The sequence below is a fragment of the Periweissella cryptocerci genome (genome assembly GCF_004358325.1).
GTDB classification, from domain to species: Bacteria; Bacillota; Bacilli; order Lactobacillales; family Lactobacillaceae; genus Periweissella; species Periweissella cryptocerci.
Genome location: NZ_CP037940.1, coordinates 2996357 through 3020651, shown reverse-complemented (window position 1 = coordinate 3020651; position 24295 = coordinate 2996357). Strand labels below are relative to the sequence as shown.

Genomic DNA, 24295 nt, shown 5'->3' with positions numbered 1-24295 from the left:
AAAGTACTTATATGAGCACATCACAAAATCCGCGATAACTGATTTGTTTAGGACTGTTTTTTGCTAGTTTGAGCATTATTCGTGGCTAATTGCTTGGCGGGCGTAGCCTTTACACCGCGACTGGGGATAGCCTATGCTTATGCCTGCGAACCGGCAACGCAAAACATCCCAGCATTTTGTTGCACAAAATACTGAATCTAATCCTAACGCGATTAGATTAGCCTTGCAGGCTGGATTGTCTTGCTTCCAGCGTGGTGCGCCAAGTAATTTCCAGACACGTAGTGGTCCCACACGCAAATACCAAACACGACACAAAATTGATAGTTGTCAATTAGTTTGCGACGTGCTATTCTATGCTCATATACAAATATTTCACTAGGGGTGTGACGATGCGTCACTGAGATCGGCTAGGCCGGGACCCTTGAACCTGTTGAGTTAAAACTCGCGTAGGAAAGTGGTTAATCAAAGTAACTCTTATTTGATGCTAACTCATACGCGGGTTAGCATCTTTTTTTATGGCAATTTACAAAATGTAATTGCGCTTGTTTCATAATAGATAGGAGACCACGATGAAATTTTCTGATTCACTGATTGAAGCTGCTAACCCGATTATCGATGCAATTTTAGCGCATCCATTTTTGCAAGACGTTGTGGCTGGTACGATTTCACCAGCCCGCTTAATTGCGTACGTCCAACAAGATGAACATTATTTGAGCGAATACGATAAAGGCTTCGCGCAGGCATTTACGATGACTGACAACATTGCCGAACAAGCAATTTTTGCGCCCTTAGTTGCGGTGACAACTGGCGAGAGTGTGGCCCACAACTGGTTACTATCAGCTGCTGGCACTAGTTTAGATGAGTTGGATCTTGGAAAAGCCAATCCCACGACCACCGCCTATCTTAACCATTTGGCATTGGCAGGTCAGCATGACTATCTCACACTAGTCGCGGCTTTGATTCCGTGTGCATGGACGTATCGGGTCTTTGGTGAGACGTTAGCGCCACAAGTTGGCGAAGAAACCGCATTACAAAAATGGCTCCATGTCTATGCCGGCGACTATCCCGAAATCTTAACGACTGAATTAGCTGATGAATTATTCAGCATTCTCGATTTTCACGCCGCATCCTTAACTACCGCACAACGCCAAACAATCCAAACGGTATTTTTACAAAGCTGTGAATACGAATGGCGCTTCTGGGATGCCGTCTACCACCAAGAAACTTGGACTTTTGAAAATACAATCTATCAGCAAGCGGAGGCCATCTAATATGTTAAATTACGAAATCTTGAACAACGTGCGGGCAGCCAATCCGGTGGTTGTGACTTTTGCCAACTTTGTAACACCCCAAATTGTTGCCAATGCCGTGAATGTGATTGGCGGTTCACCAATTATGAGCCTCGAACCGTTAGAAGCCGATGACATGGTCACAATCGCCAACGCCGTCACATTGAATCTCGGTACCGGCAAAGGCTCAGCTTATGATATGCCCGAATTAGTTGCCTTAGGTACGGCAGCAAACCGTTTACAACGACCAGTAATCATTGATCCCGTGGCCGTAAATATCCCATTTCGCAGCAAATTAGTCGAAGAACTGCGCGGCAAAATCAAAATTGATATTATTCGTGGTAACGCGAGTGAAATTGCGTATTTTGCTAATATCACAGCTGAATCGCGTGGTATTGATGCGGTTGGTGAAATAGATGTCGTCACAGTTGCCAAAACCGCTGCCCACAAGACCGGCGCCATTATCGCACTAACTGGGGCCCGAGACGTCGTGACTGATGGTGAAACGACATATGTCATCAATAACAACACGCCGTTATTAGCTACAAACGTCGGGTCAGGAGATATGTTGTCTTCGCTGATTGGTGCCTTTGTTTTACCTCACGAAAACCATGTTGATGCAGTTGCTACCGCAGTCCTTGCAATGGGTGTTGCCGGCCAATTAGCCGCACAGACGGCCCCTAATAAACCTGGCACATTTGCCGTTAATTTACTCGATGAATTATACCAATTGACCCCAAGCAAATTACAGGCATTTGGTGATTGGGAGCTAGTTAAATGAACGAACAACAATTTCCGCAAATTTTGACCGTCGCTGGGATTGATTCAAGCGGGGGTGCAGGTATCAATGCAGACGTTGCGACGGCATTTGCCCATCATGTGTACCCAGCAACGGTTGTAGTTGCAGTCACCGCACAAAACACATATGGCGTGCAAGGTGTTGAGTTAATGCCACTAGCGTTTGTGAGCCAGCAATTTGCAAGTATTGCAGATGATTTAGCGATTAAAGCGGTTAAAACTGGTATGTTGGGCGATGCGTCCCATGTGCGGTTAGTAGCCCAAGAATTGCGCAAATATAATTTTGGCCCGATTGTTGTTGATCCAGTGATGGTTGCCAAAGGGGGCGCAAAGTTGCTTGCCGATGACGCAATTGAAGCTGTCCGTGACCAGTTATTACCGCTAGCAACGCTGGTCACACCGAACATTCCCGAAGCCGAAGTATTAACGCAAATGCAAATTAATAGTGTCGCCGATATGCAGCAAGCCGCGTACAAGTTACAAAAACAAGGTGCGCAGAATGTCCTCATCAAAGGCGGGCACTTACTACAAGCTGAATTGACTGACGTAGTATTAATGGCCGATGGCACGTTCTTAACGTTGACTGACCGCAAGTTTACTACTAAGCGCACGCATGGAACTGGTGATACATTTGCCGCCGCAATCGCAAGTCAACTTGCGCTCGGTAAATCACTACCAGTAGCAATCCAGCTCGCCAAAGCATATTTAGTAGCGACAATTAGTACTGAAATTATTGTCGGGCATGGACACGGCCCGTTAAACCACTGGATTGAGGTGCAAGATGATTGAATTTGAACCACAGATGTTACAAGTGTATTTAGTCGCAGGTTCGAGTAATATGTCCCTTGGTGAGGATTTAATCACTTACGTCGAACGGGCGCTAAAGGCCGGTATCACAATGTTTCAGTATCGCGAAAAGGGACCAATCAAACGAACCCGTGGTGAAAAACTGGCGCTTGCCCAGCAACTGCGCAGCTTAACGCGCCAATATCACGTCCCACTAGTCATTGACGATGATTTAGAATTGGCAATTGCGATCGGTGCTGATGGCATCCATGTTGGTCAATCTGACACGCAAATTCAGCAGGTGGTCCGCCGGGCAAAGCAACAGGGTATGTTCGTTGGCTTATCCGTCAGCACACCCGCCCAGCTCGCAAATTCTGGCGATTTAACTGGTGTTAATTATCTAGGCAGCGGTCCAGTCAATGCAACTAAAACCAAGCTCGATGCTGATCCCGCAATTGGGATTCCCGGCTTATTAGCCTTACAAGATCAGACTGACTTACCAATTGTCGCTATTGGCGGGATTAATGTACCAATTGTCGCTATTGGCGGGATTAATGTACCAGACGTCGCCAAGATTGCCGCAACAGGGATTGCCGGTGTCGCAATGATATCGGCTTTAACCCAGGCTAATGAAGCTGATTTAAAATTACGGGTTAACCAAATAAAAGCAGCTTTCGCTTAACGGCCAATTTTCCGCAATAGACTTAACTTAGTTTTAACATAAGTGTAATGTTTGATTTGCGCAAAATCATGCTATACTCAATAAACCACATTTATTGGAGTATTAGGGATTTGATGTTATTAAGAATAATTGCCCCCGTAATTTTATTGGAAATCATTAGTGTGCTTATCGCTCGCCGCCAAGGCAGCGTATTGTTGCAATGGCGTGAAGTTGTTGCAATCACACTAATGTTAGTACTAGGCTTGGTTGCAATTCACTTTTTGTTTCCAACACTATAATATTTAAAAAGTACCAATTATGTTTCAAAAAAACAGCAACTACTGAGGTCTAGTAGTTGCTGTTTTTGTATTTCTGAGCCACAAAGTGCCGTTGTTTAGGCGTTCACGCTGAAATGTCAGTACGAATGCTACAACAGAGCTACCGAGCAATGCTTACAGTTAATGCGCATTTTAGATTAAAGTGTTAATAGTTAAAATAACAATGCCGCTAGTTTAGATCAGCATCATCAAAAGCTGACTAAGGATATAGTATAGATTCTCTAAATTTATTATCAGAGCGAGTACACGTAAAAGTAACTACGGATCTAATTTCACCACAGATTGATATATTTAATAACTGATTAGGAAGGCAGCACATCAGTAGTGCTTGCAATACGGACACAATTAGCGCAAAGGTGAAGAACACGGATAGTTCCTTACTTTTATGTTTCGCTTTCCACATCTTTGAATAATATATATTATGTAAACTAGGTGTATGGATTGAGCCGTAAACTCGTTACGCACAATGCAACCTAATGTCAGTTGTTTATTTATATTAATTTATGAACAGCCAATAGCCAATAGTCAAGAACAGTCAATAGTCAAGAACAGTCAATAGTCAAGAATAGCCAATAGTCAAGAACAGCCAATAATAACCAATGATAACCAATAATAACCAATAGTTAAAAGTCATAAACAATACTTGAATTGAATCCTGAGATAATAATAGCACATGTGTATTATTGTGCAAATGATTTAATTGTGAACACCATTCACAATTAAATCATAAAATGCAACTTCTCGTATATTTATCCAAGTTTTTAAAAAGCGCAAAAAGTTTTACCTAGTGAAGAATTTATGATATGAATCTAACAACGATTTTGATGAAACATGTGTATAAATCATAGTCGTTGATACACTAGAATGACCCAAAATTTGCTTAATACTTATCAAATCAGCGCCATTATCTAACAAATTAGTAGCCATCGTGTGTCTAAACATGTGAGGATAAACACGTTTAGACACGCCAGCTTTTTCACATATGTCTGCTACGATGAACTCAGCACGCTGCGAACTTAACCGTCTACCGTAACTATTAAGAAATACGTAATCGCTAAATGCTGGTATTTTTTCATTCCGTTCCTCAAAACAATATCTTTTTAATGCAAATTCAGCCTTACGACCTAGTGGAACATATCGTTCTTTAGAGCCTTTGCCCATTACTTTTAGGCGATGGTTTGCGTAGTCAACATTCGATATTTTCATACTTACAAGCTCACCAACACGAATACCCGTGCCATACAATACTTCAATCAAAGCCTCATCTCTCAAACCATTTTTAAAAGTCTCTTGTGTTGGCAAGTAATCAAAAATTCGATCCAAGTCAACTTGATATATAACTTTAGGCAAATGATATTTAGCGTGTACTTTTATACCTACTAAAACATCAAAAACATCATCAGAACGAGCACTTTCAGCAAATTTTAAAAACGCTTTAATTGCTGCAACCTTACGATGGATAGTACTACTAGCCAATCCCTTGTCATACAAAAACGTTAAATACTCGCGAATTCCTACACGGTCAATATAATCTTTATGCTCAATAAAACGGTCAAATTCCTTTAAATCAAAACCATATGAAGTAATGGTAAGTGGTGAATACCCCATAATTTTTAAATAATCCAAAAACTTTGTATAACACATATAATTCACACCCTCCACTTGTGATAACCAATTAAAACAACAGAAAGTTAGTATATGCCTATTTCGGTGCAATTCAACAAATTCCTTTAAACTTTCTTAATCTTTTTTTCGGAAAATACTTTAAAAAATTAATTTCCCTGAAATATGAAAATAGTCATACAATTAACTTACTTTAAACCGCCGAGAATATTAATTTTTTCAGCTATTCGACATATAAACATATGAAAATACAGGAGAAGAAAAATGAAAACAGGAATGTTTGTTTCAAGTAAAGGAGGTTCGGGTAAGACCACAACTGCTTTTAATTTGGCAGGTAAATTAGCATTACAAAACAAAAAAGTTCTAATACTAGACTTAGACGAAAATCGTGGACTATCAAAACGATTTGGGCTAGCAACAGAAGTTCATGGTACGACAAATGATATTTTTTATAACAAACCAGTCAGAGTAGAAAATCCAAAGAAAAATATCTTCATCATTCCTGGATCAGTTAATAACGGAGAATTATTAAATAAACACCTAAATGGAATGCCAGGATGGGAGAAAAAATTACTTAACTGGATATATACACCCACTGAAGAATACAATTGGTTCGACTTCGACTATATCTTCTTTGATACTCACCCAAATGATACGACGTTAAATAAAATAATAACCATGACTTCAGATGTGATTTTTGATTTTATAACAGGAGACAAAATCGGAGCACAAGATAGATTAGAGTACGAAGCTCAATTTGATTTATTAAAAGAAAATAAGATTGAAATAAATCTAGATACTAAACAATTTGAAAGTACAATCAACGGGAAACTATATCATATTGGTTCTGCATTTGATTTTTCAAAAACGGGAACACAAGAGTATGCTGAAACACAGAAAGATGTACTCCTAACGATTATTCCCAAATTCGCGCTCATTGAAAATTCAAAAAAATTCAATGTTAGTGCGAATGAACAGTTTAAGAACATGTACCCTAGTTTAAAAAAGAGAAATAAAAAATTGATGGAAGAAACTGATATTGCTTATAACAAAATGATTGAAGTTCTTGACGCTGCTGAATAGACAAATTAATATGAAAAATGAGGAATAGAAAATGAAATCACCAGAAGAACAATTAGCACCATACAAGAAAGCAAAACAAATGCAAAATGTCCCCCTTCATGAGTCAAAATTTGGTGTTGAAGCCAACTCATTAGAATTGCGCTTACCTCAAGAACGTATTTTTGAAGAACGCAAAAAGTATACATTCAATGCACGTCCATCCGTAATGAATGTTATTGATGAAATGGCAGCCAAACGTGGCATGAAGCGGTCTCCCTTTATTGAATTTCTCGTTGAAGAATTAGCCAGAGAAGAATTAGCTAAAAACGAAAAAAATTAATAAGTTTAGCATAGCGTCACGGCAAAAAAGCCAAACATGTTTAAATGTTTGGCTTTTTGTGTTTCTAAAATACTTAAAATCATGTATTATTACCTTATGGTTGAACTATGAAAATGGTTTAACCTACTGTCATAGTTCTCCTAATTACTAACGAAAGGAGGACGCACCAATGACAGCTTTATTTCAAAGTTTGTTAGAAGCGTGGCGGTCACTTGATCCGCCTAGTTGGGAAAGGAGTTTGCTTATGAGCCTTATATATGCAGCGTTAATTATCTTGATGTTATTTGTTATTGTATTTTTGATAAGAGTAACATTTAAGCAAGCGCGCTTATTAATTAAGGACGCAAAAAAAGCGCTTACCCCATCCAAAGACTAAGCGCTAACAAACATTTTTTAAAGATAACTTCTGCTATTAGTTTAGCAGAGGTTATCTTTTTTTACAATGATACAGTATTACTTTTTTCCAATAATGCGGTACTACTTTTTTTACAGTAATGCTGTATTACTTTTCGACCACACATTTTTTACTCCGAAACGATACTGTACGAATTGCGTACAACAATATGTTTAACATAGCGAACTGAAAACGTTTGCTGAATATCATAATTGTATGTGCCAAATGAAAATCATTCTTGACCGTTTTCAGCTAAATCTGTATTTGTTTCCATACTTTCATTCATTGATGAAAGTGTACCTTCCACCAAACTAAAAGCATCTTCAGGACTCAACCCACCAGGTACTACACTTAAAAATTTCTTACCAAGCTCTAAAGCTTGTTTATTTAATAATGCTTCCTTTTGTTTATTTAATTTGCGAATTTCGGACTTATGTTTCTCGATTTCACGATCAAAATCGTCTACTGTTTTATTTTTACCAGGCATATACCCACCTCCAATATTTTTAATTATCTTGCCATTCAACATCTGTTACATACTTCAACATTACAATCTTATTTTGACGAACATTATAGTGTATCTGATACAATCGCTTCGCCGGTTTAGGCTCTGAAGTCCCAACTGATGAATACACAGTAACTTGTACATACACATTCATAACCATACCCTGCTGAGTCGCGGGATAAATATCAATTGTTTTTAAATCACTAGAAATATCTGGCATAGTACCGTCAATTGATATAGGTTTAAATTGCGAATAAACATTTGACGAGACTAAATACTCAATTGCCTTAAAATTATCCACTCTAGTATCCTTAGAGAAGGTCAACATGCCCTTTAAAACCTTTTTAGTACAATTAGTCATAGCAGCCGTAGACTGGCTCTCATCGTTATTATTTAGGGCAATTTGTAGTTTGTCTTTCAATATTTGATTATTGAAAGATAATTTACTAATTTTTCCATTTAATTCACTATTTGCATTATCTTTTTCAACATTTTTAAAAATTGAAAAGGATAGTACGAGACAAAATATAAACACTATGATAATCCACACATTTTTACGCATTATCACCACTATCTTTCTTTACTCGTCCACCAAACTCAAAATGTCCTCCACCATCAATTGATGAAATGATACAACCTGTTTTTTCATCGGCTTCTTGCGCTATTTTTCCATCACCAATATACAATGCTACGTGATCGATATACTCGCTACCAAAACCATTGTGATAGAAAACCAAATCGCCTGGCTGTAGGTCATCTCTATCAAGTTTTCCATACGCGTCAGCTTGCTGTTGGGCGGTGCGCGGCAAAACAACGTTTGCAGCATGTTTCCACACGTAACTGGTAAAACCAGAGCAATCTGTGCCTGAAGTCTTGAGATTTTCAGGATTACCGCCTAACACATAACTGTATGGTGGAGTATTACTAGCTAATTCCTTTGCTAAAGTTACAACATCTCCGCCACCATCTGCCGAATCACCATCAACATAGCAACCATCAGAACTTGAATCCTCATCAGAACCGTCAGGAGCTGGAGACGTTGCTGTATTCACTGTGCTTTCAGTGATGGGATCTGAACCACCCAACTTTACATACCACGCGGTAGCACTGTTTTTAATTTCATCAGGTTTTGTCTGCGGATCATTCAACAAAACACCTTCATAATACTGAGACCAATCCAACGCAGCTTGTTCGGGATCTGTTTGTGGAGCAACTTTAGTCAGTGTCGCTTGACCATGACTTTCATTTTTAAATTCCCAACTCATCAACTTCATTTCATTATCAAATGTCCAAGTTGACTGGTCATCTGGATTCATAAAACCACCGCCAACCATTCGATTACCATTTGGAGAACCACCAAACGACCATTGAAAAAGACCCCCCACACCGCCGGAAGTATTAATGCTAGTCAAAGAAAACGAACTTTCACGTTGAGCATTTGCAATCGCACCAGCAGCACCAGCAGAAGTAAACCCATCATTAGTGGTTAAGTAATCATATATAGCTTTGGCTGTCTTTTCTTGATCAGCGTCTGAAGGTAAAACTATACTTTGAGAGGTAGAAGAATCATCACAGTCACTACCATCATCTTCATTAGAGGCTGACAGCCCCATAATTACTATGAATACTAAGAAAACACCCAAAATAACGAGGATAGTGCTACCTGAAAATATTGACATGAAAATATGTTTTTTGATCAAATTTATCAATATAAACACCGCCTATTCTATTTTTAAAGCTTCAACCCCCAGGACAAGCAACTCATTTTTATCATTAAGCACTCCGTTAAATTGCATAACTTGATCTTTAAACGAACCAAGTTCTTTAGTTTTCAGTTCATACAAATCTAAAGGCATTGAAACCTGTTGAGAAATAATATCATCAGTTTCACCACCGACTTGAACGACAGCTGTTTTCAAATTTGGCTCAACATCCTCACGGATTATAATAAAAGTGACAACACCAATGAGCATAAAACCATCACCGTTTAATTCAAAATTAGGATAAAACATATAATTCCACCTTTCCTTTACATAAATGCTAGCAGTAAGGCTGCCAGTGCTAATACACCGAAAAGTAATATTAACAACACAAAATTTCGCGATACCTTAGTACTTTCTTCACCAGTTGCCTCTCGTTTATTAATAATTTCAGAAAGCTCTTTTTTTGATTGTTCCATCTTAGTAGCAGTTTCCGACTTCAAAACGTCATATCGTCCGCTCAAGTTGAAAATCGAAGGAGTCAACTTATTCTTTTTCATCACGTTAAATACCCCCATCGAATAATTCATCTTCTCCTTCAAGCAATTGAACATGCCACTCAATATTTCTATCTCCCTGAATAATGGTTAACACATCGCCGCGATTGTAATCACTCACAACCTCAAGTTGATCAATCGTCACTGTCTTACGGAACATATGCGTCAATCGATCCATATCATCAGCAGGCAACTGAAACAAGTTCACATACTGCATCATTCCCATGATTTTAGAAATAGCATTCATATACCGTTTATCAACTGGATCAAAACTAGTCATCATGCCCTCCGGAATCATGTCCTTCATCGTCGGTGCTTGAATACTTAACGAAGCAAAGTTTTGCGCCATAATTTCCATCAAATCCGCAAAAGTCTCAACGCCTTCAATAAAATCACGATTCAAAATACGTTGTGATTCTTCAACGTTGATGTAATACCATTCAACATCTTCAATCGTGGCTTTGTTTTCACGTATTAATTGACGCCATTTTTGACCGTTATTAACAATTTCAGCAGTGGTTAAGAACAACGCTGAATAAACTTGCGAATTAAAAGTAGCAATCCCATGAGATTTCAAGTTATTAATATCAAAAACAACAAACTTCGTATCTGATAAATCGCGAATTGTAGTAGCACCGTCAAATAAATCCGGCTCTTTTGATAACATCATTTCAAAAGTGTTAGTCAACCGACTTATTGAAGAAATCTCATCACCAGGTCTGTTCCGTTGAACATAAGTTTCCGCAACCATTTTGATATACGACACAAAATTGTGAAGAACTGGATATTGGTCATGTGGCAACCCAGTTATTCGGTGTTGTAAGTTCATCTTAGGATTTTTAGCCCACAGCTTCTCTCTAATATAGAAGTTGGTTAAAACTCTGTCTAAGAGCACTATATCGTTCTCAGATAACGACTTATTCTGAAAGATAGCTATCGACTTAATTTTATTAATATTGCTAGCAAAACTAGAGATTTCATCGACTTCAAACTCTTTAGTTGTTCGATTCCAGACAACAGCAGTCGGAAAAATTTCAAACATGTTCACACGATTTTGCGAACCAGATAAATCAAGAATCGTGCCACCAGCAGCGTCAGCTAAAGTATGATACTCACTTTTAATATCAAAACAGCGGAAAAAATGATTCCGAATTATCATATTCTTCACGAATTTTTTCACTAATGTTGACTTACCTGTACGAGGATTACCAAAAGTCGCCATAAACGACCGTGTACGCTTGACTTGACCATCACGTTCTAAGTTATCGCGGTGTAAAAAATCAATAATAACAGCACCATTTTTACGAGTAAAACCAGCATAAAACCCATTAGGGTCATTCCAGTTAGTAAAGTTAAACCAGTAAATACCACCTAAATCAGTAGCTAAGATTGGTGTACCTTTTCTCTTGTTAAGTAAATCAACCTGGTTCATAGTATCCATAAAATTAGATTCAAATTCGTAGAGTTGTTCACCTCGTAAAGATTGAATTTTAAACTTAGATAATCGATCAATAATTCGACTAACTTGCTTGTTCAATTCTTCAAGAGACCGATCATAAACAAACATACGAATATAAACTCTTTTGGCTGGAATATTATTTGCTTTAATATCTTGATAGGCACGACGACTATCATCACGACTAATTTCAGCTTCATCTCGTTCAACTAAAGATTTTGCTTCATTTACCCGCAATGTCCGTTCATCAACAGACTTTTTAGTTTCCTTAGCCATTTCTTGCTGATCTTCTGTACCGATAGAAATTTGAGTAATAGTATTTTTGTTATCAACTAATGAATTGCCCCAAAAGTGAGATAATCCATCGGCGGGATACTCCAAAACTTGAAGCACTTTATAAAATCCATCACCAGCCTTAACAAAATCATCTTCAATAATTATATTTCCCTGGGGCTGAACCCTCCCTAACAGTTCGGGATCAGCACCGTCATCAATTAATCGCTTCCTTTGTCTTTTAGTAATCATCATTTAAGCCTCGTATTCATATTGTTAACACGATATAAAACATCAATTTTTTTGTCATATGATAAAACATCAAAACGCAATGTTTCACCGGCAATTGAATGAGCAAAATCAATATTGTCAGCAAGTTCTTTAGCTGTTTTCCCAAACAGAACCATAATGTATTCCATATTAGGCAAACCACCTTCAGCCTGTTGTAAAGCCCACAATTCTTCCTTAGCGCCACGCAATCTAAAATTGTAAAGTAACCTATCTTCGGAAGTTCTAATTTCATTAGCAGACCGAAGTAGAGCAGTAATTAAACGATTTTTCTTAGCCTGCTGAATACCAGTATCCGTTGGGAAAGAACTATTGAAAAATTGGAGACTAGGCTTATAACTAATTAAAAAATCGGTAAAATCATCAACAAGTTGAAACATCGAATCAGCAGAAATATTAAACAAACCGTTTCCGCGCACCTTAACAATTTCTGCATAGGTATTATCTTTCATTACCAAAAAATGGTTATCATCATTAGTAATATTTTTATAATTTAAAAAATCATACATTTCTTGACTCTTTAAATCTCTTGGTACCGCAGCAGTTTCAACATTGAAACTTTTATCATGCTTGTTCGCATTAATGTGAGCACGCCTTAGACTAAGATGTAAATTCATATTGAACTCCTTTAGTTTTAGTACGATCTAAAAAATCGACTTTTTCTACGAATTACGGGAATCAAGTATTCGAGAGTTTGATAGTTTCGTTTTCCTTTGTTTTTAGAAGGCTGCCATACTAACCATAAGTTAAGGCACAAACCTAAAATAATAAACAAAGCATGCCGTATAGGTGTAGTCGAAGGAAAATAATTTGCGAATAATAAAACAATTCCTGTTAATAAACCAAATACAACAACATCAATTACAAAAAACATAAATAATTTTGTTTGGCTTCTAATTGGTTGAACACCAAAATCCACTTTTGAGTTTCTACTCATTACACACAAACCTCCTATCCGTAATATCCGCGATAGCTTAACCTTATCAAGAATTATGCATATCAAGTTTTAAGAGTACTAACCTCAAAATACGTGAAGAATTATTGCAGAAACTTTGAATATAAGAACAATTAAACATAACAAATCCATTCTGCTAAATCTGAATTATAAATTGAACACAAAAAGGAGCTTTACCGATGGAAACATCGGCAAGCTCCTTTTCTATTATCATTACCAGGCAGTAACTGGTCAGTCACTAATAGTTCCTAATTTCCTTTTACGTGTTCTAAGCACCGCACCAATCATAATTATCAGTACGATATTTCCTAGAAAAAAATCTGATATATAATTATTCAACTTGTTTTGGATAAATTTTCCTTTGTTTTAGCTGCTCAACAAATTTTCCGTATAAAACATCACTTTTAAAATTGTGTTTCATTAGCGATTCAGTTTTTATTTTTGACAAAAAATTGCTCCAATACGGAGATATATTTCCATTTGTATCAATCATTGGTTTATCTGAAATCAATCCCGTAGTTTCTTCAGGGAATACCATTAAAACTGATTGTTTAACTTGAGCTTGATAACTGGAATCGTTTATTTTACTCAAATCTATCAACAATTCATCCGATTTAGTATGTTGTACATCTTCAACGGATAAGAGATTAGAGACAGCCTCATTATTCCCCAAAATTGGAATATTAACTGAACTACTTCTAGTATGGTTCCCAGCGTGTTGTTCAAGTGTAGTCGAAGTTGCAACCTCAAAATTCAGCTTTGCATATTGCGCACCAAAATCTTCAGTTACACCCCATAAATTTAAATCCCGGTGCAATGATTCAACCGGAATATCAGCCACCCTGGTATTTTCATCAAAAAAATCATTTAAAAACATCCAACGAGACGGCATTGAATATTCTCCCTTGTCATATATTGGGTATGCACGGACATTTTTATGTTTTAACGTTTGACGGTGCGTAGAACGACTTACAAACATCTCACCTACTTTGAAATTCATAAACTGATTAACATCAATTACATCTTGACCAATTCGACTTTCACTAACATTTACCGTCTGTAATTGTCCAGCCGTTGCACTTCTATTTTTGACAGTAACAGTCCGCTTACCAGCTAACTTCACCATCATTTCAGCCGTCGCAGTCGATTGCGTCAAAATATAAAACAAATTAGCAGCATTTGACATAATTGTTTGACTGTTCTCTTTAGAGTAGACCGTTTCCAACTGTTCCATATTCTGAATAATAATATTAAACAGAATACCTTGACCTAAACCAATTGATACCTTTGTTGCCATCGCATTTATCGGTGGTAAATTACCAAATTCATCAAGAATAAAATGAATTCTATTATGCAATTTACCGCCCGAGTTTAATGCTAATTCATAGTTCTGGTTAAATGCCTGATCAACAATGAACGATCCAAGAATGTTGTAATCCGCTTTCTGTGGAGGCATAACCAAAAACAACGCTGTTGGTTTATCAGAATATCTTATTTCATAACTGTCAGGATGTTTATCCATTGGCATATCCAATTGATTAGATAAATTTAAATCAACAAAATCAAGCACAGGAATATCTGAAAATTCATCTAATTTTGCTTTCCTGAAACCCGCCATCTCATAAATTTTTGACCCTTCAAATTTATAAACTAAGTCAGTAGATACACGATTTTTAAAAATAACTGTAACCGTAAAATTGTCTGGTAAAAACTCTTTAATTTCATAAGTTAGCCAACCTGCTTGGTCAACAAGCCGTTTTCCACTTGAAACCTCATTACCTTCATCATCGAAAAAAGTAACATCACAGCTTTTATTTTTTACAGAGATACCATCTTTGGAGGTAGGAAAATGAATTGAAAAACGTCTTGGAAAACCCAAATCCTTAAAATCAATCGAATTCTTACTAGTCAATCGAGCAATACCGGTCTGAGAAAATAAACGCAAGCCTTCCAATGCACTAGAATAAATTGAACCAGCCGTTTCATCACCGGCGAAGTTCGATTGTTGGAAATTATCATATGCCATAGACCTAAAATCATCTTTTGGCAGTTTTTGAAACTTCTCAAAATAAATTGATAACTTTGACTTACTTTCGTCAGCTCCTTCAGGGGTATCTTTTTCTTCACCTAAAACAGTCAACATTTTATATGCATTGTATAGCGTTACATCCTTCCAGCAATCGTCTAAATCCTTTTTTTCGGGGAATGAGCCTAAGTCCTTTTCTTTTCTTCTAGCAATATCAATCAGTGCCAAAATCAAAGCACTTAACAAATTCTTTGAGGAATTAATCCAAAAGGCGTCATTTCCACTTTTGCTAGCCCCAGGTTTCTCATAGATTGAAGTCGCTACGGCATTAACCGCTTCTTGAGTTTCATCAACGTATCCTTTTCTGGCATAATCAATAGCCACTTGTAATGGATTGTAAGACATTGAAAACGGCATATTAAGCAAATTCAACACCTGAACGTTGTAATTGCGCATTCTAAGCGTTTTATATGACATTCGGTATAATTCACCCTTGGGGTCAGTAACGACGATAGAAGCTTGTTTCTGCGCCCTTGAGAGTATATCGACAAGAATGTTTACAAACATTTCACCTTTACCCGACCGTGTAATACCAATAACAATTGTATTAACCGTATCTTGATCAATAAAATATTTCCCTGGCGCAGGGGATTTTGATTTAAAAATCTTTGAAGAATTCAAAGTATTTTGGAAAACAAATCCTTTAAAATCATCAGTTACTCCCATTGACTTAGCAAGTTTCTCACCCAACCGATTATGCACTAACTCGTGCATGACAGGGACACCACCATAACCAGCAAAAGTGTCATCAGGACGATATTTTAGCGAACTAGCCATATCATCAATTTCTACATATTGTTCTTTTACTTCTTCAGGAGTTGCCGTTCTTGAATTACCATACTCGTTATAATTCATATCACCGGTTGCAGTAAATGTTTTTCGAGTAAAAACAAGTGCTGCACTCTCAATTAATAAAGCTAACATCACCACAATTATTACGTGTTTTGAAACAAGTAAACTAAAATTCACAAAACCAAACAACGAGAACACGTGACTAAATGAAAAATTAGTACTTGAATTTAAAGCTCCCGATACATTTTTTGGAATAAACCAATTAAAAATATTCAAATGACTTAATTGAACTATGACAGTTACCAAGTAAAGTGAAAACAGTAAAGAAAACACTGCCATGACAATATACAGACTAATTCTCACTTTTGGATTATTCATTTTTATAAAATCAGGTACTTTGGAAGGTCTTTCAGTAAGTTCGTCTCTCAACCCGTTCATCTTTCTCACCCACTTTCATGTTTAATATTTTTAATAACATTAAGCGTACTATGACCTTTCATATCGCGGGTTTAAGAGTATTACTGCAAAAAAAATATGATAAAAATATTCCGTTACGAATACTTTTATCATATTTTTTACCCACAAAACACTGTAAATCTCTTTTATTAATCTCTTTTATCTTTTTTGGGATATGACAATACACCTAAACCAGTAAAAGCAAGCATGACAATAAAACTACCAATAGTACTTGTTAAAAAAGCGCCAAGTTTGCCAGCATACAGAAATGATCCAAAGAAATATTCTTTGTTAACGACAAAAACAATTGCGAGTATAAGAACTAAAATCAATCTCCGATATTTTTTCATAACAAATTCCTAACCAAATTATTTTACTATTTAACACGAGACCATGTAACCCAAGCAGCAGGATAATTACCATAAATGTTTGGTTTATAAACACACTTTACAGCCTTAATTTTACCACGCAAAATCAAGATTGCTGAATCTTTCCACCAATCTTTTTGTCTATCGACAATCTGACTTATGCTCCATGCCGTAGCCGTAGCAATAAAACCCCAAGGACCTGATTTAGTAATTAGTTTTGCCGCATATCCAAGTAAACCATCACCAATTGGGTTGTCAGCATAATGTAACCAATTATGAGATTTGTCCATTTTTGCAAGTTGTTTGAGAACTGCCTTCTTCTTCATGTATGTGACGCTTGTCCCATCACCATTTCCTTTTTTTGTAGCCACGATAAAAGTCAAAGTCCCCACCTTATTAGGTTGACTATTATGTGTTACCGAATCAGCACTAGCAACCGTTGGTACAAATACACTCAACAGTAGCATGATAACAAGACAAAAAGCCGAAATAATATTCATTTTTTTCAAATTAAAATCCCCCAAATGATACATAAACGAGCCTGTAACTTCCATAGTACAAGTTTTCAATTTATATTATTAAACAATAACAAATGCATTTCAAGTACCCCCACTCAATCAATTTTTATTTATAAAAAAAACTTGTCATAGTAGAATACAATCCCAACTGTGGCAAGCTTCATTTTATTCGATTAATTTTTTACTGCTTCTTTTAAAATCTTACCGGGTTTAAATACTGGTACTGTTGTAGCAGCAATCTCGATTTCAGCTCCGGTTCGTGGATTGCGACCCTTACGAGCAGCCCGCTCCTTAACTTCAAAATTACCAAAGCCGACAAGCAGTAGCCCTTGTCCCTGCCCTAGAAAATCAATGATTCCATTCAATACAGCGTCAACAACAATTGCTGAGTCTTTCTTCGTTAAACCAGTTTCTCCAGCAACATCTTTAATTAAATCTTGTTTATTAGCCATTCAAATTCTCCTATTGTTTAATATATCAATTATACCACACTATCCTTACTCTCCCACGGGATTCAAGGATTACCGCAATGGATTTACCATTGAATAATTTGGGCATATGTATACTCACATAATAAATATGTGAGCAATTTTTGTGACTTTCACTACTATCTTTTAATCTTGTATGCCTTGTAGCCAGCTAAAGCTGCTAAACCGGTAAACACAATTGCCATAAGAACAAACAACCAACGTCCTGAAGCAATGAAACCAGTGTTAGCAAGCCGTTCACCATCAACGTGAACAACAATTTTATTTGAGGTCAAATTATGGTCAGCTTTTGCATTAGAATCTAAAGATTGTGAGTTGAATAATAAATGACCTACATTCGGAATCGTGTAACCATTTTTATCCTTATCACGATACTTTTTCTGCATGTAATTCTTATTCAAAGTTACATTGAAGTATACATCTATAGACTTACCAGCCCACTTCTGAGAATCTTTGGCTTTCACTGAAGCAAAGCCACCAGCTTTCTTCTCAATTTTAGCGGTAAATTCTTTGGTAACGTTCTTACCATCAACTTCTACTTTAACTTCACCCGTTGGAGTAAATGCTTCTTCAAATTGATCGTTAATTTCAACATTCTTCAAATCATTAACACTAGGAACATGACCAATAATCAAAGCAGTCAATTTATCTCCCAAGCGAACATTTAGACTCTTTTTCTTACGTCCATGAGCGTCAACCCAGAACTTAGCTACTGACGCTTTTGGTTGTTTCAAATGAACATTTACCTTTGCACTAGTCAAATCAGTACCAGGTGTCTTAGTAGTCGCGTTTGCATTAGAATCAGCGTCCTTATTGTTGTAAGTCATATGACCCACATTAGGAATTACGTACTCATTCTTTTTCTTATTCCAGTACTTAGAATCCGTCGCATGAGCCGAAAGTGTGGCTGTAAAGTACATGCGCACATGTTTACCAGCCCAATCAGTCGGTTTCTTAGCAGTTACTTTAACAGTTCCGGCAACTTTCTTTTCAATGCTTTGTGTCCATTGCTTGGTTACGTCAGTTTCATTGTTTTTATCATCAACCAATGTAACCTTAGTAATCTCTTGCGGAATCAAAGCGTCAACTACATTGTCATAAATAGTGACATTATTGAAAAGTCCGTTATGAGCAAACGGATAGTAAGCGTCAACCATGTACTGAATTACATCAGTGTGTTGAACTGCCTTATCCTTAACTAACTTGTTATTTTCAGAAACAATACTCTTATCAATGCCAGGCATACGAACATGAACATCAACAGGTGGTGTAACAAGGTCATGTGCGTTAGCAGTTGTATTAGCATTAGAATCTAAATCACCACCATTAAAGTGTAAAATACCCACATTTGGTACAACATAATCACCAGTTTTACTATCCAAATATTTATGTTGGAATACATGACTATTAACTGTAACAGTTAAGTGCATTGCCAAAATATGACCATTAAATTGACTTGAGTCATTAGCAGCCCAATCAACAGTACCGCCAAATTTGCCCTTTGGAGCAGTGATTTTACCAAGACTTATTACATCTTTATTGTTATCAGTAACGTCAACAACCTTATCAACTTTAACGAAAGTGTAAGCTTCTTCAAGGTTGTCTTTCAAATGCACATCAGTTAAATTCTTAGCATTATCAAGTAAAGGTAATTGACCAGAAATCACAAAGTTTACATTTTGATCAACATCGTCTTGCGTGGTCTTAACATGTTCACCAACAGTGTCGATATACTTGTCAACTCCAGGTTTAGGTAAATCGGTAATTGGATCACTTACTGTGAATGCACTACCGGTTGGTTGAGCTTCAGCAACAGTTTTAACAGTTGCTACTTCTTTTGAACTATCTTCAGTATCAGCTGAAGTAGAAGTTGTATCAACCGCCGTATTATCATCAGTTGCTTCATCGTCAACTGTCGTATCAGTATCTTCAACAGGCGGTAGTTGTTCAGTAACATAAGCGTTATACAAATTAGTATTGTCAATCGAGCCTACTTGCTTACTGTTTACCGAAATTGTAGTAGCCCCCTTTTGAACGTTGATAGCATATACATCTGTATTAATTGCATGAGTTACATCACTTGATTTTGTTTCATTCATCAGGTATTCACCGACACCTAATTGCTTCCACGTAGCATTACCATTTTTATCTGTTGTTACCGTTTGAATAACTTTACCAGAAGCTGAATCACGAAGTTCAAATACCGCACCAGCACCAGCAATATAGTTATCACTACCAGTATACAAATCATCATTAATAACTTGATTTAACTTGTTGAATGGAACATCAGTTAAGAACAAGTTATTAAGAATATCAGTATCTGAAACAGAATCATCAGTAATTTCATCTTGCTTAATAACCGCGTCATCATTATCCGTAACAACTTCATTTGCAGTTACTTCACCGTCAGTTGGCGTTTCAGCTTCGGGTGCTGCGTCATCATCTGTTTCAGAACCCTTGTCTTGCTTAAATCCATTTGCATAAATTTGGAAGCTTTGAGTATTATCATTATTTTTAGGTGTGTAAGTAAAGAAGTACTTATTTGGATTCAATACATGCTTTGAACCAGAATCAACTTCTTGAACATAGTACTTTCCAGCAGGTAAAAATGTATCAAATTCAAACTTACCACCATTTACTTGAGCTAAAGCCAATGTGGTATCAGCTTTAACAGTAGCACCCATCAAACTGAAGTCGTCAGCATTACGAACGGCGAAAATCTGACCGTCTGTAGCGTCTTGCACCGCAATTTCAGGTTTACCGTCCTTATCGTAACCGTTAATTACTTGTTCTGCTTTATGACCTACAATATTCAATAATTGTACATCGTCATGAACAGTCGTTTCATAGTAGGTTGCCTTAACTGTCTCACCACCATAAGTGACTGAGAAGTCCCAAGGATCTGCAATTGTAACTCCTAAAGGTGCTTTAGTTTCGATTAATGTGTAATCACCAATATATAGAATAGTACCAGTACTTACTTTTCCATCTTCACCAGAGGTTAAAACAAGTCCATCAGACTTATCATCTACACCAGTACCATCAACAGAAACATACTGTCCCTTTTTAACACGAGTTGTACCATCAGGAGTAATCACATCGTCACGAGCTTGTAACATGAAGTCATAGCCAACTCCTGGAACTTCTGAATAATCAAGACCCATGAACGTACCTAAATCACTCTTTTGTTCACCAATTCCTGTAGCTGTCCTAACCACCTTAGTAATATCAAGTTGACCAGGTTGCGGGTCATCGGCAAAGTTAAATTCCATATAATCTTTACCATCAGAGTAATCAATCTTATCAACTGAAACTGTCATTGGTTCAGAAGCTAAGTTATAACCATAAGGGGTATGAACTTCAATCAATTGATAACGATCGACACCATAATCCAAAGGTTCAGTCGTATAGAAATACCCTTCTTCATTAGTTTTAAATGATGTCGTCTTATCAGTTTTATTTGGAACATTCATTTCCAGCAGCTTACCTGATTTTAAATCTAAGATATTAAATTCAGTATTAGCGAACGGAATTACTTTACCAGTTTGACTATCGACTTTATTTACCTTAATTGGCCATTTAAGCCGGTCATCGTCTACATCAAATGAATATCCATTTGCACGAGTAGAAGCACCGTCACTATCAGTAGTCCCATTCTTTTTATCTTCAGAAACATATACAGTGAATGGTTTCATAGCCATAAAGCCATCAGGAATATTTTTAGAACCATCTTGTTTGGTAGCTTCTTCTGAAATCGTATAGTGCCCAAATGGTAAATCTTTGAATACTGCATTACCATTCACATCAGATAAACTTGAGTACCAAACATTACCATCACCAGCTTTTGAAGTAACCGTACCAGTAGTCTTGTTGTACCCTGTTCCATCCGTCAAAGTAGCTTTAAACTCAATTCCTTGTAGCCGTTGTTGAATTGAATCATTGTATTCATCATCATCGTATCCCGGAATTGGTTGTTGACCATCAACCACGGTAGTTGAACCATCCGCATTTTTATGAATCGTAATATCATTACGAATAATCAATTCGGAATCACGGGCGGTTGCATTAACAGCCACACTAGCATTCATACCAGCATATGTGACGCTAAAGTTAACTGGTGTTGAATCAACCAAGTAGCCCTTAGAAGCTTTAGTTTCAGTCAATGAGTAATCAGCAATTTCAAAGTGAGTAGCGTCATACAGACCTAAATCACTCGAACTAAACTTACCACCATCGTGCGTGGTTAATGTCCATGTCTTACCATCGTACAAACGACGCAAAGTATATGTCGCACCATCTAATGACCCAGCACCCGCAGAGCTAACTGCATTCTTATCGCGGTCAGTTTTTTGGAAACTAAAACTACCAAATTGTTCATCGTTTTTCATGTCAATTGAAATATTATTATTTGAATCACTTGACGTAGTTAAACTAATTTTACCCACCCAACCACTATTTAAAATAAAACCATGAGCAGTAGAAATTTCTTTAACATCATATGCGTCCATTGGAACTCTTTGACTAGTCGCATGACCGCCTACGTCGGTAGCAAACGTGTTACCAACAGTTGTACTAGAATTTGAACGATATAACTGGAAAACGGCATCTAACACGCTATAAAAACTACTTGGCATTGCATTACCAAAGACAGTCCCAGTCTTGTTAACTGTTACATTAATCAATGGAATACGTGTACGAGTAGTTGCTGTATATCGAGTACGTAAATTACCCGAATTATCATCTGAATCTTCACCAGACTCAGCAGCACCGGAGTAGTTAATATAAATAGAACCTTGGTCAAAAATTTGTAAGTTGTTACCACTAGTATAATTTCCACCAGTCGTACTTACCGTGTCATTGCTTGAATGAGGATAAATCCAACCATTATCACCCATATGTGCTAATGCATAATCTGGGTTAGGAGTTACATCAATTAACAGGTGGTAAGCGCGATTTTGAAAAGAAATCAAACCAGAACCCATTGAGCCATTTGTAACTGAACTATTAATAGACGCTGAAACTGAAGTTGAACCGTTACTATTCTTAGTAATAGTAGCGTTATTAAACAACCTGTTACCTGCCGTTCCTGAACTATCAGTAACATCGAATAAATCAGAACCTGTTTCATCTGGATTACCGGCATGACTTGCAACAACACGAGCGCCAGTTACATTCCACATCGGATCAATAGTATCGCGTAATATGAAGTTATCTAAATCCCAAACATCATCAGGAATTGAAACAGAAACATCATATGTCTGAGCAGCACGAATTGTCGGTAAAGAATTCGTTTGTACCGCTGTTTCATCAGAATCAGTAACAGTTTTTGTTGGTGCAGGAACTGGATTTCCTACAACTAAATCGTAATTGGCTACCGAACCGAACCCAAGATACTCACGTCCAGAATATCCTTGGCTTACAGCATTTGTAATAGTATCTTGTTGACCAGCGGCAACCACCGAATTTGTATAAGGATAAGTATTACCTGAATTAGCACCTGTTGTTAGTTCAATTGTGTCATAGTGTTTATACCATGTTCCACTAAATGCGAAATTACCAGGTTTAAACATCGCAAATACACTATCAACAGGACGAGTATCTAAATCCATATTATTTCCAGCAACAAACCAATAACGTCCACTAGTGTCTTTACCGATACTAACACCATCAATTTGACGACCATAATAATCCATTGAAGTCCGTGGGTCTTTTGTAATCATCACTACATTATCAGATGTTCCAGCTCCAAAATTAACTGCCTGACTCGAATCAATATCAGTTAATTCAAGATAAGTTGCCGATGTTGAATCAAGATTAGGTGCATTATTCGTTCCGTGAGTAACCATACTATAACTAAAACTAACACTTGAGAAACCAGATTGGTTAACACCTAATAAATTTTTACGAAAGGAGATAATTCCACCATCAACAAAATTACTTTGAGAATCAAACGTTGCCGAGGTAATAGAAATTACAACATCTATTTGTTTACCATCTAAATCAATTTGATCCGTTGAATAAATCATCGTTGGGAGTTGAGTTGCTGATAAAGATGGATTATTCTGTTCATCACTCTTAGAAAAATAAAATCCATAACCGTCGGCGTCATCACCGTTTACCATTTGCTTAAGATTATATTGAGTCGCAATACTTCCAGACGAGCTTACACTTAACCCAGTTAAATGAGAATTGGAAATTTTGATTAACTTATGAATATTGAGTGGTACCTCAATAGTTCCACCATTCGGAACTAGTGAAACTCCACCATAATCAGTTGTACCAGTGGGCATGTACTGATCAGAATCAATATTACCGGCAAATACATTATCAGGAGAAATACCAGGACTTAGCCCTGCTAACCCGATTGTCCCTATTAAGCCCACTCCCAAAGCAATTCTTTTTAATCGCTTAATCCATTTCTCTTTTCTATTCAATTTACTCATATCATCTATCTCTCTTTCTAGTGTCTAAACACTATTTATATCAAACGTCAACAACTGATTTACAACTAAAAAACAGAGTATATATATATATTCGCATAGGCGAAAATTCGAAAGGTTTA

20 protein-coding genes and 1 riboswitch are annotated in these 24295 nt (G+C 36.9%); of the genes, 7 read left to right on the top strand and 13 right to left on the bottom strand.

The features are described from left to right. Positions 1-367: 367 nt before the first annotated feature. A riboswitch (TPP riboswitch) is annotated at positions 368-470 on the top strand. A 99-nt stretch (positions 471-569) separates the two neighbouring features. Genes EQG49_RS13535 through thiE form a run of 4 tightly spaced genes read left to right on the top strand, consistent with a single transcriptional unit; the run spans position 570 to position 3555 of the window. After that, positions 570-1271: a thiaminase II/PqqC family protein gene (locus EQG49_RS13535; protein ID WP_133364497.1), complete on the top strand. Its 702-nt coding sequence runs from the start codon at positions 570-572 to the stop codon at positions 1269-1271. A 1-nt stretch (position 1272) separates the two neighbouring features. Beyond that, positions 1273-2070, top strand: coding sequence for a hydroxyethylthiazole kinase (thiM, locus tag EQG49_RS13530; RefSeq protein WP_133364496.1), 798 nt, complete (start codon positions 1273-1275; stop codon positions 2068-2070). After that, on the top strand, positions 2067-2876 hold the full coding sequence (thiD, locus tag EQG49_RS13525; protein WP_133364495.1) for a bifunctional hydroxymethylpyrimidine kinase/phosphomethylpyrimidine kinase: 810 nt from the start codon (positions 2067-2069) through the stop codon (positions 2874-2876). Before thiM ends, thiD begins: the two co-directional genes overlap by 4 nt. Continuing rightward, on the top strand, positions 2869-3555 hold the full coding sequence (gene thiE / locus EQG49_RS13520; protein WP_133364494.1) for a thiamine phosphate synthase: 687 nt from the start codon (positions 2869-2871) through the stop codon (positions 3553-3555). The genes thiD and thiE overlap by 8 nt, the downstream gene beginning before the upstream one ends. 1097 nt (positions 3556-4652) lie before the next feature. Here the strand turns inward: thiE and EQG49_RS13515 are convergent. Continuing rightward, entirely contained in the window at positions 4653-5516 is an 864-nt protein-coding gene (locus tag EQG49_RS13515) for a tyrosine-type recombinase/integrase (RefSeq protein WP_133364493.1), read from the bottom strand. A gap of 243 nt (positions 5517-5759) precedes the next feature. On the opposite strand from EQG49_RS13515, the gene EQG49_RS13510 reads away from it, so the two are divergent. The 3 genes from EQG49_RS13510 to EQG49_RS13500 all read left to right on the top strand — a co-directional run bounded on the left by EQG49_RS13510 (position 5760) and on the right by EQG49_RS13500 (position 7273). After that, positions 5760-6578: a ParA family protein gene (locus tag EQG49_RS13510; RefSeq protein WP_133364492.1), complete on the top strand. Its 819-nt coding sequence runs from the start codon at positions 5760-5762 to the stop codon at positions 6576-6578. Positions 6579-6609: 31 nt separating this feature from the next. After that, complete coding sequence (locus EQG49_RS13505; protein WP_133364491.1) at positions 6610-6897, top strand: hypothetical protein; 288 nt, start codon at positions 6610-6612, stop codon at positions 6895-6897. A gap of 169 nt (positions 6898-7066) precedes the next feature. Then, complete coding sequence (locus tag EQG49_RS13500; protein WP_133364490.1) at positions 7067-7273, top strand: hypothetical protein; 207 nt, start codon at positions 7067-7069, stop codon at positions 7271-7273. Between the two features lie 250 nt (positions 7274-7523). Here the strand turns inward: EQG49_RS13500 and EQG49_RS13495 are convergent, their stop codons facing one another. The 12 genes from EQG49_RS13495 to EQG49_RS13440 all read right to left on the bottom strand — a co-directional run bounded on the left by EQG49_RS13495 (position 7524) and on the right by EQG49_RS13440 (position 24176). Next, positions 7524-7778, bottom strand: a complete 255-nt coding sequence (locus EQG49_RS13495) for a hypothetical protein (RefSeq protein WP_133364489.1) — start codon at positions 7776-7778, stop codon at positions 7524-7526. Between the two features lie 19 nt (positions 7779-7797). Continuing rightward, positions 7798-8358 carry a hypothetical protein gene (locus EQG49_RS13490; RefSeq protein WP_133364488.1) on the bottom strand — a complete coding sequence of 187 codons (561 nt, stop codon included), beginning with the start codon at positions 8356-8358 and terminating at the stop codon, positions 7798-7800. Then, positions 8351-9505, bottom strand: coding sequence for a phage tail tip lysozyme (locus tag EQG49_RS14095; protein WP_133364487.1), 1155 nt, complete (start codon positions 9503-9505; stop codon positions 8351-8353). The genes EQG49_RS13490 and EQG49_RS14095 overlap by 8 nt, the downstream gene beginning before the upstream one ends. A gap of 12 nt (positions 9506-9517) precedes the next feature. Continuing rightward, positions 9518-9808 carry a hypothetical protein gene (locus EQG49_RS13480; protein WP_133364486.1) on the bottom strand — a complete coding sequence of 97 codons (291 nt, stop codon included), beginning with the start codon at positions 9806-9808 and terminating at the stop codon, positions 9518-9520. Between the two features lie 17 nt (positions 9809-9825). After that, a complete protein-coding gene (locus tag EQG49_RS13475; RefSeq protein WP_133364485.1) occupies positions 9826-10056 on the bottom strand; it encodes a hypothetical protein in 231 nt (76 codons plus the stop codon). A 4-nt stretch (positions 10057-10060) separates the two neighbouring features. Continuing rightward, positions 10061-12037, bottom strand: coding sequence for a hypothetical protein (locus EQG49_RS13470; RefSeq protein ID WP_133364484.1), 1977 nt, complete (start codon positions 12035-12037; stop codon positions 10061-10063). Next, complete coding sequence (locus EQG49_RS13465; RefSeq protein WP_133364483.1) at positions 12034-12687, bottom strand: hypothetical protein; 654 nt, start codon at positions 12685-12687, stop codon at positions 12034-12036. Before EQG49_RS13465 ends, EQG49_RS13470 begins: the two co-directional genes overlap by 4 nt. A gap of 669 nt (positions 12688-13356) precedes the next feature. Beyond that, the gene (locus EQG49_RS13460) at positions 13357-16341 is read right to left on the bottom strand and encodes a VirD4-like conjugal transfer protein, CD1115 family (RefSeq protein ID WP_133364482.1); all 2985 of its coding nucleotides are present in this window, start codon (positions 16339-16341) and stop codon (positions 13357-13359) included. Positions 16342-16508: 167 nt separating this feature from the next. Beyond that, on the bottom strand, positions 16509-16709 hold the full coding sequence (locus EQG49_RS13455) for a hypothetical protein (protein ID WP_133364481.1): 201 nt from the start codon (positions 16707-16709) through the stop codon (positions 16509-16511). 26 nt (positions 16710-16735) lie between these two features. Next, positions 16736-17236 carry a hypothetical protein gene (locus EQG49_RS13450; protein WP_133364480.1) on the bottom strand — a complete coding sequence of 167 codons (501 nt, stop codon included), beginning with the start codon at positions 17234-17236 and terminating at the stop codon, positions 16736-16738. Positions 17237-17418: 182 nt separating this feature from the next. Next, entirely contained in the window at positions 17419-17697 is a 279-nt protein-coding gene (locus EQG49_RS13445; RefSeq protein WP_133364479.1) for an HU family DNA-binding protein, read from the bottom strand. A gap of 155 nt (positions 17698-17852) precedes the next feature. Further along, positions 17853-24176 carry a SpaA isopeptide-forming pilin-related protein gene (locus EQG49_RS13440; RefSeq protein ID WP_133364478.1) on the bottom strand — a complete coding sequence of 2108 codons (6324 nt, stop codon included), beginning with the start codon at positions 24174-24176 and terminating at the stop codon, positions 17853-17855. Positions 24177-24295 lie beyond the last annotated feature (119 nt).